The sequence below is a fragment of the Alphaproteobacteria bacterium genome, assembly GCA_041396705.1.
Lineage (GTDB): Bacteria > Pseudomonadota > Alphaproteobacteria > CALKHQ01 > CALKHQ01 > CALKHQ01.
The window spans coordinates 23,841-38,440 of the sequence record JAWKYB010000024.1 but is presented as its reverse complement, the minus strand read 5'-3'; the positions used below and the strand labels follow the sequence as shown (position 1 = coordinate 38,440).

Sequence of the window (14,600 nt, the reverse complement as noted above, 5' to 3'; positions counted from 1 at the left end):
ACGGCTGCCGGAATCGGATCGCCCCGGCACGGGGAACCGATCGCGCCCTGAGCCGTTCACGACCCACTGTCCCGGTGGCCGGTGCCGGTCGGGGATCGGCGCCGGCGGCGCGGCGGGAACACCCGTCGCCGCCGCTGCCACCGCGGGACGCAGCGTGGGGAGTGATCCATGTCCGTCTCAAACAGCATGCGGCCGGAGTCCGGCGCCCGTGCGATTTCCGTCAACGTCGCCGACCACGTCCGCCGCGGCCGCCTGGCGGCGCTGCTGTGCCTCGGCACCTGTCTGGCCGGCGCGGTCCCGCTGGCGGCCCGGGCGCAGACCTGCGACCAGAGCCAGGTGCAGCTGACGCAGGCGATCGTCGATTCGCAGACCGCGCTCGACCGGATCGACCAGGCGCTCAATGGCTTCGGCGGTCAGCTGATCGCCCCGCGCAGCGAGGCCATCGATGCAACCCAGGCCGTCGCTGCCCGCGACCGGTCCAACGAATTCACCGCCGCGCTCGACGATTTCGGCCGGCAGGTCGCCCCGCTTGCCGATGCCTGCGGGGCCGGGTTCAACGCCGACGTGCAGACGCTGCACGCCACCATCGACCGGTTCCGCGCCCAGCAGGCGCGGGCGGAGCAGCTGCTCGCCGACCATCAGGCGCTGCTCGATTCCGGCGAGCCGCCGCTGACCCAGGCCGACATGGAGGCGGTTCAGCGCGGGCTGGCTGCCACCGGCTTCTACCAGCAGCCGGTCGACGGCCGGTTCGGCTCGGGCACCAGGGCGGCGATCCGCTCCTACCAGGCAGCCCGCGGCTATCCCGCAACCGGCTATCTGACCGCCGGCCAGCTCCAGGAACTGATGGCTGCCGCCGAGACCGGCCAGCCGCAGCAGACGGTCGACGTCGTCGGCCTGCCGCCGGCGCCGACCACCGAGGGCCAGCCCGCCCCGGTCGAGCCGGTCAGCGACGAGGCCCGTGCGATCTGCGCCGCCAACGTGGCGCAGTTGAGCAGCGCGGTCGACCGTACCCGCGACTATCGCGAGGAGCTCAATCCGCGTGTCGGCGACCTGCGGACCATGCTGCGCGGGCCGCGCATTCCGGCCTTCGACGCAGCCGAGGGCAGCCGGATCGCCGGCGGCATCGACAGCTATCTCGACCAGCTCGACGTGTTCCATGACCAGGCGGAGCAGGTCGCCGGCCTGTGCGGCGACGAGTACGACGTGGCGCTGGCGTCGCTCGGCAACCAGGTCGATTCGCTCCGGTCGGTCCAGCAGCGCGCCGAGCAGATCTCGCGCGACTACGACGCCCTGGTCGCATCGGGCGAGCCGGCCATGTCTCGCGAAGAGATGGTCGAGGTGCAGCAGGGCCTGCAGGCGCTGGGGCACTATTCGGGCGGCATCGACGCCTTGTTCGGGCCGGGCACGCGCAACGCCATCCGGTCCTACCAGGCGGCGATCGGCGCAAGCCAGACCGGCTATCTGACCGGCGAGCAGATCGCCGACCTGCGCGGCGAGGCGGTCCGCCCGGCGGTGACGCCGGTTGCCGAGAGCGACAGCGAGCCCACGCCGGCGGCGCTGCCGGCGGGGGACGTGCTTCCGGCAGTCCGGGCCCATATCGTCGAGGCGTTCGCCCGGCCGGTCGTCGATCGGCCGCTGTCCGGGATCGACCGCGGCGACGGCGGGTCCGGCGTGATGTGGTGGCGACTGAGCGACGGCCTGGCGAACGGCGACGCGACGCCGGTGATCGAGGACCGCCAGGCGCTGATGGGCGCCGTCTACTTCGATCACGGCGCGGATTCGCCGGAAATGGTCGACGCCCACCAGCTGATCGCGGCGGCCTATGCCTCGATGGGCCTCTACGGCGATGCGCAGGTCCATCTGGAGATGGCGCGCGAGACCTGGACCGGCCTCGACCGCGACCGTCCGGCGGAACTGGCCGCGATCCTCGAGCGGCTCGCCTCGGCACGGCTGGCCCAGGTGGTGGCCGGCAGCGAAAAGCCGACCGGGGCTGACGTCGAGGCGATCAAGACCCTGCTCGTCGAGGCACGGTCCGCCGCCGAGGAAGGCGGCGCCGACGGTGTCGGCGCCATGGCGATCGACCGTATGGCCGACCTGCACGCCGCCGCCGGCCGGACGGCCGACGACGCCGAGGTCGCTGCCGCGCTGCGCGCCCGCTACGCCATGTAGCCCGGCGCCGTCGCGAAACCGCGACTCTTCACGGGGCCCGTCGGTCGAATGGACCGGCGGGCCCTTTGGTTTCCCGTGCGGTCGACGCTATGGCGCGCCGGGCCGCACGGCGAGGATGATGGACCGTCGCGGCGGATGTGCTAGGTCTGTCCTCCGGGTTGCGGATTGAAGGGAGACGGACATGCTGGCGGGACGGATCGCTCTGGCCCTGGCGTTGCTGGGATTTGCAGCAGTGGCGCCGGCGCGTGCCGAGATGGCGCCGGTGCCGCCGTTCGACGACGCGGCGATCGCGGTACGGGAAAATTCCTTCGTCGCGGGCACGAAGATCCTGACCGAATCCGGCTTCAAGAACATCGAGGACATCGTCGCCGGCGACCGGGTGATCTCGTTCGACATCGACGCGCAGCGCACCGTCACCAGCCTGGTCCGCGACGTGACCAGCCGAACCGAGAACGCGATCTACGAGATGGGCATCGGCGGCCAGGTGATCCAGCTCACCCGCGACCACCCGTTCCTGACTACCGACGGCTGGCGCCGAACGATCGAGACGTCGATCGGCGACACCATCATCGGACTGGACGGCGCGCAGTACCGCATCGACACCTGTCGCGTGCGCACCGGCAGCTTCACGGTCTACAACTTCGAGGTCGAGATCACCGGCACCTTCTACGTGTCGGATCTGCGCCTGCTGGCGCACTGAGCCGCGCCACGCCTTGTCCGACCAGCCGATCCCCGAGGCGCAGGCCGCCGGTGATGCGATCCGCGTCGAGGGCGTCAGCAAGGCGTTCGGCGGCATCCATGCGGTGGAAAACTGTTCGCTGTCGGTCCGCCGCGGCTCGATCACCGGGCTGATCGGTCCGAACGGCGCCGGCAAGTCGACCCTGTTCAACATCGTCGCCGGGCTGTACCGACCGGACCGCGGCCGGATCCTGCTGAACGGGCGCCCGGTCGGCGGCCGCCGGCCGCACGAGCTCTACCGCCTGGGCCTGGCGCGGACCTTCCAGATCGCCCACGAGTTCGCCGGGCTGACCGTGCTGGAGAACCTGCTGGTGCCGCCGGCCGAGCAGATCGGCGAACGGCTGTGGTGGGCGCTGCTGCGCTGGGGCGCGATCCGCGCCCAGGAACGCGCCCTGGGCCAGCGGGCGGTGGAGGTGCTGCAGTTCCTCAAGCTCGACCACCTCGCCGGCGAGCCGGCCGGCAGCCTGTCGGGCGGGCAGAAGAAGCTGCTCGAACTCGGCCGGGTGATGATGTCCGACTGCAAGGTCGTGCTGCTCGACGAGATCGGTGCGGGGGTCAACCGCACGCTGCTGTCGGAACTGGCCGGGCTGATCGAGCGGCTGAACCGCGAACGCGGCTACACCTTCTGCGTGATCGAGCACGACATGGACATGATCGCGCGCCTCTGCGACCCGGTGATCGTGATGGCGCAGGGCTCGGTGCTGACCCAGGGCAACATGGACCAGATCCGCGCCGACCCGCGGGTGATCGAGGCCTATCTCGGCGGCAGCGTCCGCAAGGCGGCTGCGCCCGAACCGGCGCGGGCGCAACCGGCAGCCGGCGAGGAGGGCGCCTGGGTGCCGGCATGACCGCGGCCTCGGCCGACGCGGCGCCGATCCTGGCCGCGACCGGCATGGTCGGCGGCTATGGCGGCATGGACATCCTGCACGGTGTCGACCTGGAGGTGCGGCCCGGTGAGATCACCGTCATCATCGGGCCCAACGGCGCCGGCAAGTCGACCGCGATGAAGGCAGTGTTCGGCCTGCTGAACCTGCGCGAGGGCAAGGTCGTCTTCCTCGACCGCGACATCACCAACATGGCGCCGCCGGCGCTGGTGCGGCGCGGCATGGCCTTCGTGCCGCAGGATCGCAACGTGTTCCCGAACCTGTCGGTGCACGAGAACCTGGAGATGGGCGCCTATGTCCGCAGCGACCCGATCGGCGCGTCGCTGGACCGGGTCTACGGCCTGTTTCCGGACCTGGTCGCGAAACGGCGCCAGCCGGCCGGCGAACTCAGCGGCGGCCAGCGCCAGATGGTCGCCATCGGCCGCGCGCTGATGGTCGAGCCGAAGCTGCTGCTGCTGGACGAGCCCACCGCCGGGCTCAGCCCGAAGGTGATGGACGAGATCTTCGAGCGCATCGTCGCCATCAACCGGGCCGGGGTCGGCGTGCTGATGGTGGAGCAGAACGCCCGCCAGTCGCTGGGCATCGCGCACCGCGGCTATGTGCTCGCCACCGGCCGCAACCGCTTCACCGACACCGGCGCCGCCCTGCTCGCCAATCGCGAGGTCGCGGAGGCGTTTCTCGGTGGCTAGGCCCGCGGCATGATGGAGTTCATCAACTTCTACCTGATCCCGGCGGTGGTGCTGGGCAGCATCTACACGCTGGGCGCGATCGGGGTGTCGCTGCTGTTCGGCATCCTGCGCTTCGCCCATTTCGCCCATGGCGACATGATGACCCTCGGCGCCTATCTGGCGCTGACCCTGGTCGCACTGACCGGTCTGCCGGCCATCGTCGTGCTGCCCGTCGCCATGCTCGGTACCGCGGTGGCGGCGGTCGGCATCGACCGGGCGTTCTACCGGCCGTTCCGCGAACGGCCGACCATCGTCGTGGTCATCGCCTCGTTCGGCGTCGCGCTGATGCTGCGCTCGGCGATCCAGCTGATCTGGGGCGTCGAGGTCGAGTCCTATGCCCGCGGCATCCAGCGCCCGCTGTCGGGGCTGGGCGAACTGCGCATCCTCGAGCGCCACATCTACATCGTCGGCATCGCCGCGCTGTTGGTGGTGGCGATGCACCTGTTCCTGACCCGCACCCGGATCGGCAAGGCGATGCGCGCGATGAGCGACGATGCCGCGCTGGCCCGCGTATCGGGCATCGACACCGAACGGGTGGTGATGTGGACCTGGATCATCGGCGCCGGGCTGGCGGCGGCCGGCGGCGTGTTCCTGGCGATGGACACCGACCTGGACAGCTACATGGGCTGGGACCTGCTGCTGCCGATGTTCGCCGCCGCGATCCTGGGCGGCATCGGCCGGCCCTACGGCGCCATCGCCGGCGGGATGATCATCGGGCTGGCAGAAGAGCTCAGCGCCTATCCCTGGTTCGGCACCGAGCCGCTGTTGTCGCCCAGCTACAAGACCGGCGTTGCCTTCGCGATCATGGTGGTGATGCTGATCGTGCGCCCCAGCGGCCTGTTCCGCGGCCGGGTGTTCTGAGCGCGTCTCACGGCCGCGCGCGGAAAACGATGGCGGCGCTTATCGGGTCGAGCTCGATGCGGTCGACCTGCCGGTAGCCGACGGCACTGGCCTCGCTGCCGTCGACCTCGACCCGGCCGGACCCCTCGGCGAGCGCCAGCCAGCCGGCGGTCTGGATCGACACCCGGCGCCCGCCGTCGTCCGGCCCGCGCGCGTTGACGTAGACGGTGGCGTTGTCGAACTGCCGCACATAGACGCCGTCGCCGTCCGGGTCGTAGGTGCGGATGTCGCCCGCCGGCCGGTCGACCGGCGCGCCGATCGGGATCTCGTACTGGGCCGGCCAGTCCATCGCCGCGCCGCCCTGCAGGATGATGTAGCTGTGGTCGCCCTTGGCCAGCAGGAAGCTGCCGGTGGCGAAGGTGCGCGCCCGGTCGCCGTCGACATAGCTCTGGGTTATGACCGCCTGACCGTTGCGCGTCGCGCGCAGCACGCGGTTGAGCTGCAGCTGCCAGTCGCCCTCGGGCAGCGGCGCGTCGTCGCCCCACAGCGCGAAGCCTTCGACCCAGACCCCGTCGGCCTCGTCGAAATAGCTCATGTCCTCGCGGCCGTTGATCCAGCCGCCGACGTTGGGCACCAGCAGGTATCGGCCGAGCTCGTGGCCTGCGAGATAGGCGATATGGCCGCGGATCATCTCGGTCCACATCGCCTCGAACGGCGGGTCGTAGGCCGGCAGGTCCGGCTCCCAGGCCTCGGCCGCGCCGAGGAAGTTCGGCACGTTGATCGAATCCAGGAACACGCCGTCGTTGCCGTTCATGCGCAGCTGCGCCAGCACGGTGTCGTGGTACCAGGCGCGCCAGCCGGCGTCGCCGACGTTCATCAGGTACCAGCCCCAGTCGGTGTTGACCACGCGCCGCCCGGTGGCGGGGTCGTGCCAGAACCACTGCTCCTGCAGCGCCGCGTCGCCCGGATATTCCGGCACCCAGCGGTCGCCTTCGACGATCAGCGTGTCGATGCCGATGCCGTTGCCGAGCCGGTAGTTCAGCACGATGAAGGCCGGGTTGGCGGCCTTCAGCACCGCGGTCTGCGACGCCGTCATCTTCTGCACGCCGGCGAAGTGCGTGGCGGCGAAGCGCAGCTGCGCGTCGGTGACCTGGCCGAACTGGTCGCTGAACGGCATGATCCCGGTGCGGGTCGCCGGCCAGCGCGGGTCGGTCGCGCCGGCGCCGGACGCACAGGCGATTGCGACGAAGGCGGCGAGGGCGAGCGCCGGCAGCGCGGCGGGGCGGGACGTGCGGATCGGGCGTGGCATGGCGTGTCGTCCGGCTGTGGGCATCGCGGCCACGATGCCCGGTGCGCCGCCCGGCGGCCTTGATCTGGCGCATGACCGCCGGCGGCGGTCAATCGTTCACACAACCGCGCGACCGCGACTTCCGCCGCCCTGCCGCCCATGGTTGGCTGGCGACGGTCCCGCCGATGGAGGTTCACGCGGATGCTGCGGACACGCCTGTGCCTGTTCCTGACCGCCGGCGCGCTGGTCGCGCTGGCCGGCCTCGCCCATCGCAACGCGGCCTGGTCCGAGCCGGCGGCACCCGACCCGGCCCGGCCGGTGGTGGTCGAGCTGTTCACCTCGCAGTCCTGCTACAGCTGTCCGCCGGCCGAGGCCTACCTGGGCGAGCTGGCGGGCCGGCCCGGCATCGTCGCGCTGGAATGGCACGTCGACTACTGGGACAACCTGGTCTACGGCAGCGCCGGCCAGTGGCGCGACCCGTTCTCGGCTGCCGCCCATACCGCGCGCCAGGTGGCCTACAACCAGGCCCTGCGCGGCACCGGCGGCGTCTATACCCCGCAGATGGTGATCGGCGGCCGTGCCGAGGCGGTGGGCAGCGCGCGCGACGATGTCGAGGCGGCGATCGCGGCCGCGGCGGGCGAAGCGCGGGCGAGCCTTGCGGTCACGGCCGAGGCCGGCGGGATCGCGGTCGCGCTCGACGGCGCCGCGGCCACGCCGGCGGACGTGTGGCTGGTCCGCTATCTCGTTCGGCGCACCACCGCCGTCGAGCGCGGCGAGAACCATGGCAAGGACCTGACCAACCACCATGTGGTGACCGGGCTCGAGCGCTTGGGCGGGTGGTCCGGCGGCACGGCACGCTTCACCGCCGACCGGCCGGCGGCAGATGAGGGCTGCGCCGTGCTGGTGCAGCCGGCCGGCCTGGCGCCCGTGCTGGCGGCGGCAGCGTGTCCCGCGATGCCGGCAAGCTGAGGGTCGACGCTGCGCGGCCGACCGCAGTGGCTGACGGCAAGCCGGCGCTCCCCGTCGCCGTCGCGCGTGCGGCCGGCGCGCGATCTCGACAATCCTGCACGCGCGCCCCATGTTTGTCGCCGCGGGCGCCTTGGCCCCGCCATGTGCAGGAGGAGATCGCGATGTCCGAGACCAGGCTGGAGAAGGCCGTTCTGGCCGGCGGCTGCTTCTGGGGCATGCAGGACCTGATCCGGCGCCTGCCCGGCGTGGCGAAGACCCGCGTCGGCTATTCCGGCGGCGATGTGGCGAATGCGACCTATCGCAACCACGGCACCCACGCCGAGGCGATCGAGATCCTGTTCGACCCGACCCAGACCAGCTTTCGCGACATCCTGGAATTCTTCTTCCAGATCCACGACCCGACCACGCCCAACCGCCAGGGCAACGACATCGGCATGAGCTACCGCTCGGCAATCTTCTATGCCGACGAGGACCAGCGCCGGGTGGCCGAGGACACCATCGCCGACGTCGAGGCCTCCGGCCTGTGGCCCGGCAAGGTGGTCACCGAACTGGCGCCGCTCGGCCCGTTCTGGCAGGCCGAGCCGGAGCACCAGGACTACCTGCTACGCCAGCCCTGGGGCTACACTTGCCACTTCCCCCGGCCGAACTGGAAACTGCCGAAGCGCGCAGCGGCGGAGTAGGGCCGAGCAGACGGACGGGTCAAATCGGCGCGCTCACAAACACCGCTTCTCGATGATACGCGAGATATCTGGACTGCTGGTCGGTGAACTTGCCCGTATTCCACACGGCCGGTGCTTCTGCAAAGCCAAAGCGCTGCCATGCCAGTTGCTCGAAACCCAGCCTGCGTAGGTCCTCACGATCGACCCGGATCTGAAACCAGCACGCGGCCGCCATCTTCGAAGCTGATATAGCCGCGGTCGAATAGATGATCGGCATCCGGCGTCAGCATCAGGCCATTCATGCCGTCTAATCTCTCGTCGGCGGTCTGGCACAGACGCCAAGGCTTGATGTGACTGGCAATCAACAGGTTTGATTTGTAATGTCTGTCAGTCGGCAAGTTGGCTCCACAGCAGCGACTTCGCGCCGAAACCGGCCTTGCCCGCGACGTGCCTGGATGATGCTTTCACGTTGCGTCTCGCTCAGGCCTGAGTCCCACCCGAAGGGCGGCTTCGACTGCGTCTTCCAGGCGTTCCTTTGACTATGTCAAAGCCGAGACTATTCGCCCCACCGCGTGCCAGCAATTCGGGGCTGTAGTGCGGCATAGCCGTCATCTGCAGCGAACATCTCTTCGGGGATCTCGGCCAGATAGGCATTCTGTAAGCCGTCGCCGGTTGAGGCGTTGATTGGCGCGTATCAAGGCAGCAGAGGGCGAAGCGTTTCGAACAGTCGCCTTCGGGCGAACCGGGCGTAGTGAGAGGCGTCCAATAAACCGGCAGCAGCCAGCCCTCGTCGCTCCAACAGCCGCCGGTGGTGCCAAACTCCTCTGGCTTCGGTGCGGTAAACGCAAACTCGGTGACACGCCCAACATAGGCGATCGTGCCGCCCGCATATGACAACACGAAGTCACCTGGCGCCGCCCGGCGCATGCTGGGACGTAGAACTGATTGCGCCTGCCGTTGCTTAGGCGCTTAGGGCGACCACAGATATCGCCCGTCAATCTCCTGACGGTGCGTCTGCTTGTGATTGACCCACCAGTAACGCGGCATTGACGGGCGGACCTTACACGATCCGCCCGCGGCCGGCTCATCGTCTTCGTACCGTTCACAAACCAGATGCCCCGCTAGTCCACCGTCATGTCGAACTTCTGCGCGTCGAGCGGGTCGGCTTTTGGTGCAGCGGCGTTTGCGCGGGCCATAACGCCCAGCCACCCGGCGGCGACGTCGATGTTGTGGACGATGGCCTCGATCTCGGCCGGGCCGTGCTTCGGGTGGGTCGGCACCATCACCGTGTGCGGTTGAGGATGTCGAGCGAGCGGCGCACATGTCCTTCGCATAGGCGCGGCGACAGTCGCGGTTGGCGTCCATGTTGTATGGGTTCATCGCCGGGTGGCCGGCGCCTTCGCCCATCAACACCTGGTCCCACTCGGTGTAGGTGTGGCGGCCGGTCTTGCCGGCGATGACATTGGGGAACACCGAGACGAAGGTCCTGGCCGCCTCCGCCGTGGGCAGCTGGAACACGTGGGCGGCGCAGTCGTCGTCGGGCGCATTCATTCGCCACCTTCAGCCCGAGGTTGCCTGGGGAAGGTTGCGCCGTCCAGGATCGTCCGCCGCTCCGCCTGCATCGCGGCGATCATGCCGGGCAGGCGGTCGAGCTGCACGTTCAGCATCGCGCCGACCAGCCTTGACGCCCGCCCGCCGTTGTGGGCGAACGGCTTCTGGTCCTTCTCGCGGCCGGTCCAGTAGAAATGGCACGGGTCGATGGCGCAGCAGCGCCCGCTCCGCCAGCGCGTCGTCGGCGGTGCACACGCCGCCGCCCTCGCCGGCGGTCATGTTCTTGTAGAAGTTGAAGCTGAACGCGCCGATGTGGCCGATGGTGCCGAGCTTGCGGCCCTTGTAGCCTCCGCCGACGCCCTGGCATGTGTCCTCCAGCACGTGCAGGCCGTGTCGGCCGGCCACGGCCATGATCGCGTCCATGTCGCAGGCCGTGCCCCCCATGTGCACCGATCACTGCCCGAGTGCGCGGGCCGATCGCGGCCTCGACCGCCACCGGGTCGATGGTGATCGACCTCGTCGACGTCGACGATCACCGGACTGCGCCGGCGGCCAGCACCGAGGTCGCCGTCGCCATATAGGTATGGGCCGGCACCAGCACCTCGTCGCCCGGCCCGATGCCCAGCGCGATCAGCGAGGCGGTCAGCGCGAAGGTGCCGCTGGAGGTCAGGGCCACGTGCTTCGTGCCCAGCCATTCGGCATAGCGCTTCTCGAACCGGTCGCACTCGCCGCCGACCCCGTAGCGGAACAGGGCGCCCGACCGCACCACCTGCGCGAGCGCCTCGACCTCTTCCTCGCCCACGATGTACATGGCCGAATCCTCCCCGAAGATGCGCGGAATTTCCTGGCGACGCGGAACGGGCTTCCGGCTGAGGCCTTTGCTTGGGCGCCGCCGCGGCTTCGGGCGGCGCCAACCGGGTTCCACGTGCGGCGCAGCGTGCCATGGCGGCGGGGGATCGGGCAAGCGATGGCGCGCTGCGGGACGTGCGTCGGCTGACGTGGCGCCGCGGCCTCTGCGGCGGGCGATTGTGGCCGCCCTGCCGCTGTGGCAAGCTTTCCGGGTGGCGGGCACGGGCAGGAAACCGTGTGCCAAAGAGGGCTGGTCCGATGTCCTGCGCGATGCCGTCACGTGAGCCGGATGCCGGCCGATGTCGCCTATGGATGCTGCTGCTCGTCGCGCTGGTCGCGGCGCTTTCCGGCATCGCCGCAACCAAGGCGCAACCGGACGACCCGGTCGCGCCGCGCGCCGACCATCCCCGCCTCTGGCTGACGGCCGACGACCTGCCGCGGCTGCGGTCCTGGGCGACCGCCGACAATCCGATCTGGCGGGACGGGCTGGCGCCGCTCGCGGAGCGGATGAAGGCGGACATGGACGAGGGCCGGGTGCCCGGCGAGGACACCGGCCAGCGCTACTGGGAGGCCTATCCGACCGAAAGCTATGCCGAGCTGTTCGCCTTCCTGTCGCTGGTCGATCCGGACCCGGCGGCGCGGGCGGACTATGCCGCGCGGGCACGGACCCTGCTGATGGACATGATCCGCGAAGCGGCGAAGGGGCCGGCGGCCGGCGAACCCTACCGCGATCCCGAATTCATGGCGCCGTTCAGCGACCGTGCGCGCTGGTGGGGCGAGGCCTGGCCGCTGACCGTCGACTGGATCTACCCGTCGCTGTCCGCCGACGACAAGGCGACGATCCGCCGGGTGTTCCTGCGCTGGGCCGACGAGATCGTCACCGAGGGCTACAACCACCCGACGCCGGTCGGGCTGATTAACGACCCGGCGCTGGTCGCCGATCGCCTGGCGCTGCGCTGGGCGGGGAACAACTACTTCACCTCGCACATGCGCAACCTCGGGCTGATGGCGCTCGCGCTCGACCCGGCCGACGACCCGGGCGGGGAACTCGGCGCCTATGCCGGGGTCGCGGCCGGGGCGCATCTCTACATGACCGACCGGCTCTTGCGTACAGATGCCGCCGGCGGCATGGCGCCGGAGGGGTTCGAGTACAGCCCGCAGGCGCTGGCCTATGTGGCGCAGTTCCACCTCGCGCTCAGGACCGCCGGGGTCGAGGACCCGGCGCGCCTCGGCCCGCAAGTGCTGCTGGACGACAACCCGTTCTGGGACGCGGTGATCCCCGCCCATCTGAACGCCCTCAGCCCGCGCACCACGCTCTTGGAGGGCTACGAATATTGGGGCCCGGTGTACGAGCCGTTCTGGTTCGGCGACGGCGAGCTCTACTGGGCGCCCGACATGATCGCGCTGCTCGGGCCGCTGGCGCTGTACGACCAGGCGGGCGGGAACGAGGCGCGGCTGGAGGCGATCCGCTGGATCGAGACCCACACGCCGATGGGCGGGGAGGAGATGCTGGCGGTCGACCGGGTGTTCTACGCCAGTGGCTCGTCGCTGCTGACCGCCATCCTCTACTTCATGCTGTTCGACCCGGAGGCGCCGGCGGCGGCGGACCCGCGGCCGGCGCTGCCGACGATGCACTTCGCGCCCGGCATCGGGCGGCTGTCGGTGCGCACCGGCTGGGACGAGGACGCGAGCTGGTTCACCTACGGGCTCGGCTGGATCTCGATCGACCACCAGTTCGGCGACGGCAACGGCTTCGGCTTCTACCGCGACGGCGAATGGCTGACCAAGGGGCTGGTCGGCTATGGCGGCGAGTACGGCGACGACGACCCGAGCGACGACTTCTACTACCCCAGTTCCGACCAGCAGAACACGCTGGCGCTGCAGAACGACGAACCGTACTCCAACGTACCCGGCGACTATCGCAGCCAGCTCTACCTGCGCGGCTCGCAATGGGAGTATGTCGCGGCCGGCGATCCGACGATCCTGGCGCTGAGCGTGGCGCCGGGCTTCGCATACGTCACCGGCGACGCGACCAACCTGTACAACTCGGCTGACGAGGGTGCGATGGACATCGCCCATGCCAGCCGGTCGATCGCCTGGCTGGCACCGGACACGATCGTGGTCTACGACCGCGCCGCCTCGCGCACCGCTGGGCGGTTCAAGCGGTTCTGGCTCAACTTCCCCGCCGACGCCGCGGTCGACGGCTCGCGTACCGTCATGACCACCGCCGACGGACAGCGGCTGGTGGTCGACACGCTGCTGCCGGCCGGGGCGGAACCGGTGGTCGCGCCGGTGGATGCGCCGGTCGACACGATGGCGCTGGGCGAGCCGATGCGGTTCAAGCTGATGGTCGAAGCGCCGGGGGATCCAAGCGAGACGCGCTTCCTGCACGTGCTGCAGGGAGCGGACGGCGGCGCGGCCGTGTCGATGCCGGTGGCGCTGGAAAGCGACGACGGCGCATTCGCGGGGGCGGCCGTCGGCGGCGTCGCGGTGCTGTTTCCGGTCGCGCTCGGGGCGCCGCCGGAGCGGTTGCGCTACACCGCGCCGGCGGGCACGACGACGCACCTGGTCGCCGGGTTGGCGCCGGGCGGCGGCTACGACGTGGCGGTCGAGAAGGGAGACGGCGGTGTTTCGGTGATCGTCGCGCCGGGCACGGCGCTGCAGGCGGATGCCGGCGGCGTGCTGCTGGTCGGCAGTCTGCCGGCGCTGATCGATGCCCCGCCGCTGGCGTTCAGCGACGGCGCCGTTGGTGCGGCCCCCGGCCCCGGTGCAGCACCCGATAGCGCCTCCGCAGCGGTGCCGGCGAACGTGACGTCGGCGGCGCCGGACGCGCCGCGGCCGGGCGGGCTGTTCGGGGTGCCGGCGGCGACCGCCGGCAGCAGCGCGGCGGCGTCCGGCGCGGGCACGATCGTCTTCGAGACATATGACGAGGCGCTGGGCTCGCGACGGCTGTGGCGGCAGGACGCGGCGGCGGGCGCGACCGCCGCGGACGTGACGCTGGCGCTCGACGCCGCGGGCGGACAGGCGCCGGACGACTGGATCGGGATCGCGCCCGACGGCGAATGGCTGCTGCTCGGCACCCAGCGCTTCGATCCCGAGTGCGCCGGCTGGCCGTGCTTGGCCGTGGCCGCGGCCGACCTCTCGGCCGGCGAAGCGGTGCGCACGCCGGCGGGCGTGGTCCATCCCGAGGGCTTCGGCGCGATCGCGGCGGGCGGCGGGCTGGTGGTGTATCCGGCGGCCGGGCCGCACCCGACCGACCTGTGGGCGGTCGCGCGCGTGGCCGACGGGCCGGGCGGGCGCTGGAGCGAGCCGGTGCTGCTGACCGGGGACTCGCCCTATGCCTACAACCACACCGCAGCGATCTCGGCCGACGGCGCGCGGGTGGTGTTCGACTGCGGCGACCAGCCCTACGGCGTCGAGGGCACGGCGCTGTGCGAGGCGGCGACCGACGGCTCCGCCTTCCGGGTGGTGCTGACGCCGGCCGACGCGCCGCCCGGCTATGCGCCCGGCGGTGCGCTGCACCATCCAGACTATGCGCCCGACGGCAGCATCGTCTTCGAGTCGCGCTGGACGGACGGCATCTGGCGGTTGGCACCCGATACGCCGCCGGTACCGATCAGCCCACAGTTCCAGGGCGACGCAGCGCCTTGCGTCCTGGCGGACGGGCGCATCGCTTCGCTGTGGTACGGTCGTCCGGGCAACGCCGGTGTCGCCGAGATCAAGATGATGACACCTGCCGGCGCAGAATACGCGATGCTATTGACGGACATCCATGTTGAGGACATCGGCTGCGGCGGCTGAGGTCGTCGCAGCTCACCGTCCCGGTCGTGTGGCGGGCCGCCGGCAGCGCCGCATGGACCGGCGTCGACCAGGTTCTGCCCAGTGGCGCGGGTGTCACATACCGTGGATCGGCAGCAAGCATATC

Annotated in this window: 13 protein-coding genes; 8 read left to right on the top strand and 5 right to left on the bottom strand. The window is 70.6% G+C overall.

Annotation, left to right across the window (positions count from 1 at the left end; genetic code table 11):
• Positions 1–168 precede the first annotated feature (168 nt).
• From R3F55_24570 to R3F55_24550, 5 genes are all read left to right on the top strand, one after another.
• A complete protein-coding gene (locus R3F55_24570) occupies positions 169–2,169 on the top strand; it encodes a peptidoglycan-binding domain-containing protein (GenBank protein ID MEZ5670551.1) in 2,001 nt (666 codons plus the stop codon).
• 181 nt (positions 2,170–2,350) lie between these two features.
• Positions 2,351–2,869, top strand: a complete 519-nt coding sequence (locus R3F55_24565; protein ID MEZ5670550.1) for a polymorphic toxin-type HINT domain-containing protein — start codon at positions 2,351–2,353, stop codon at positions 2,867–2,869.
• Positions 2,870–2,882: 13 nt separating this feature from the next.
• Entirely contained in the window at positions 2,883–3,755 is an 873-nt protein-coding gene (locus tag R3F55_24560) for an ABC transporter ATP-binding protein (protein MEZ5670549.1), read from the top strand.
• The gene (locus R3F55_24555; protein ID MEZ5670548.1) at positions 3,752–4,480 is read left to right on the top strand and encodes an ABC transporter ATP-binding protein; all 729 of its coding nucleotides are present in this window, start codon (positions 3,752–3,754) and stop codon (positions 4,478–4,480) included. The genes R3F55_24560 and R3F55_24555 overlap by 4 nt, the downstream gene beginning before the upstream one ends.
• A gap of 9 nt (positions 4,481–4,489) precedes the next feature.
• Positions 4,490–5,380 carry a branched-chain amino acid ABC transporter permease gene (locus R3F55_24550; protein MEZ5670547.1) on the top strand — a complete coding sequence of 297 codons (891 nt, stop codon included), beginning with the start codon at positions 4,490–4,492 and terminating at the stop codon, positions 5,378–5,380.
• A 7-nt stretch (positions 5,381–5,387) separates the two neighbouring features.
• On the opposite strand, the gene R3F55_24545 is transcribed toward R3F55_24550, so the two are convergent.
• The gene (locus R3F55_24545; GenBank protein ID MEZ5670546.1) at positions 5,388–6,668 is read right to left on the bottom strand and encodes a putative glycoside hydrolase; all 1,281 of its coding nucleotides are present in this window, start codon (positions 6,666–6,668) and stop codon (positions 5,388–5,390) included.
• 180 nt (positions 6,669–6,848) lie between these two features.
• Between R3F55_24545 and R3F55_24540 the strand changes: the two genes are divergently transcribed.
• Entirely contained in the window at positions 6,849–7,616 is a 768-nt protein-coding gene (locus R3F55_24540; GenBank protein ID MEZ5670545.1) for a DUF1223 domain-containing protein, read from the top strand.
• A 161-nt stretch (positions 7,617–7,777) separates the two neighbouring features.
• Entirely contained in the window at positions 7,778–8,296 is a 519-nt protein-coding gene (gene msrA / locus R3F55_24535) for a peptide-methionine (S)-S-oxide reductase MsrA (GenBank protein MEZ5670544.1), read from the top strand.
• A gap of 19 nt (positions 8,297–8,315) precedes the next feature.
• Here the strand turns inward: msrA and R3F55_24530 are convergent, their stop codons facing one another.
• The 4 genes from R3F55_24530 to R3F55_24515 all read right to left on the bottom strand — a co-directional run bounded on the left by R3F55_24530 (position 8,316) and on the right by R3F55_24515 (position 10,637).
• Positions 8,316–8,552, bottom strand: coding sequence for a hypothetical protein (locus R3F55_24530; protein MEZ5670543.1), 237 nt, complete (start codon positions 8,550–8,552; stop codon positions 8,316–8,318).
• Between the two features lie 844 nt (positions 8,553–9,396).
• The gene (locus R3F55_24525) at positions 9,397–9,558 is read right to left on the bottom strand and encodes a hypothetical protein (GenBank protein MEZ5670542.1); all 162 of its coding nucleotides are present in this window, start codon (positions 9,556–9,558) and stop codon (positions 9,397–9,399) included.
• Positions 9,559–9,835: 277 nt separating this feature from the next.
• Positions 9,836–10,249: a DegT/DnrJ/EryC1/StrS family aminotransferase gene (locus R3F55_24520; protein MEZ5670541.1), complete on the bottom strand. Its 414-nt coding sequence runs from the start codon at positions 10,247–10,249 to the stop codon at positions 9,836–9,838.
• A 109-nt stretch (positions 10,250–10,358) separates the two neighbouring features.
• On the bottom strand, positions 10,359–10,637 hold the full coding sequence (locus tag R3F55_24515) for an aminotransferase class I/II-fold pyridoxal phosphate-dependent enzyme (protein MEZ5670540.1): 279 nt from the start codon (positions 10,635–10,637) through the stop codon (positions 10,359–10,361).
• 350 nt (positions 10,638–10,987) lie between these two features.
• Here R3F55_24515 and R3F55_24510 point away from each other — a divergent pair, with 350 nt between their 5' ends.
• A complete protein-coding gene (locus R3F55_24510) occupies positions 10,988–14,476 on the top strand; it encodes a hypothetical protein (protein ID MEZ5670539.1) in 3,489 nt (1,162 codons plus the stop codon).
• The last annotated feature ends 124 nt before the right edge of the window (positions 14,477–14,600 follow it).

Coding starts and splice junctions, on each gene's coding strand:
- R3F55_24570 (MEZ5670551.1), top strand. CDS start 169: ATGTCCGTCTCAAACAGCATGCGGCCGGAGTCCGGCGCCCGTGCGATT.
- R3F55_24565 (MEZ5670550.1), top strand. CDS start 2,351: ATGCTGGCGGGACGGATCGCTCTGGCCCTGGCGTTGCTGGGATTTGCA.
- R3F55_24530 (MEZ5670543.1), bottom strand. CDS start 8,552: ATGCCGATCATCTATTCGACCGCGGCTATATCAGCTTCGAAGATGGCG.
- R3F55_24520 (MEZ5670541.1), bottom strand. CDS start 10,249: ATGGACGCGATCATGGCCGTGGCCGGCCGACACGGCCTGCACGTGCTG.
- R3F55_24545 (MEZ5670546.1), bottom strand. CDS start 6,668: ATGCCACGCCCGATCCGCACGTCCCGCCCCGCCGCGCTGCCGGCGCTC.
- R3F55_24550 (MEZ5670547.1), top strand. CDS start 4,490: ATGATGGAGTTCATCAACTTCTACCTGATCCCGGCGGTGGTGCTGGGC.
- R3F55_24510 (MEZ5670539.1), top strand. CDS start 10,988: ATGCTGCTGCTCGTCGCGCTGGTCGCGGCGCTTTCCGGCATCGCCGCA.
- R3F55_24515 (MEZ5670540.1), bottom strand. CDS start 10,637: ATGTACATCGTGGGCGAGGAAGAGGTCGAGGCGCTCGCGCAGGTGGTG.
- msrA (MEZ5670544.1), top strand. CDS start 7,778: ATGTCCGAGACCAGGCTGGAGAAGGCCGTTCTGGCCGGCGGCTGCTTC.
- R3F55_24555 (MEZ5670548.1), top strand. CDS start 3,752: ATGACCGCGGCCTCGGCCGACGCGGCGCCGATCCTGGCCGCGACCGGC.
- R3F55_24525 (MEZ5670542.1), bottom strand. CDS start 9,558: ATGGTGCCGACCCACCCGAAGCACGGCCCGGCCGAGATCGAGGCCATC.
- R3F55_24540 (MEZ5670545.1), top strand. CDS start 6,849: ATGCTGCGGACACGCCTGTGCCTGTTCCTGACCGCCGGCGCGCTGGTC.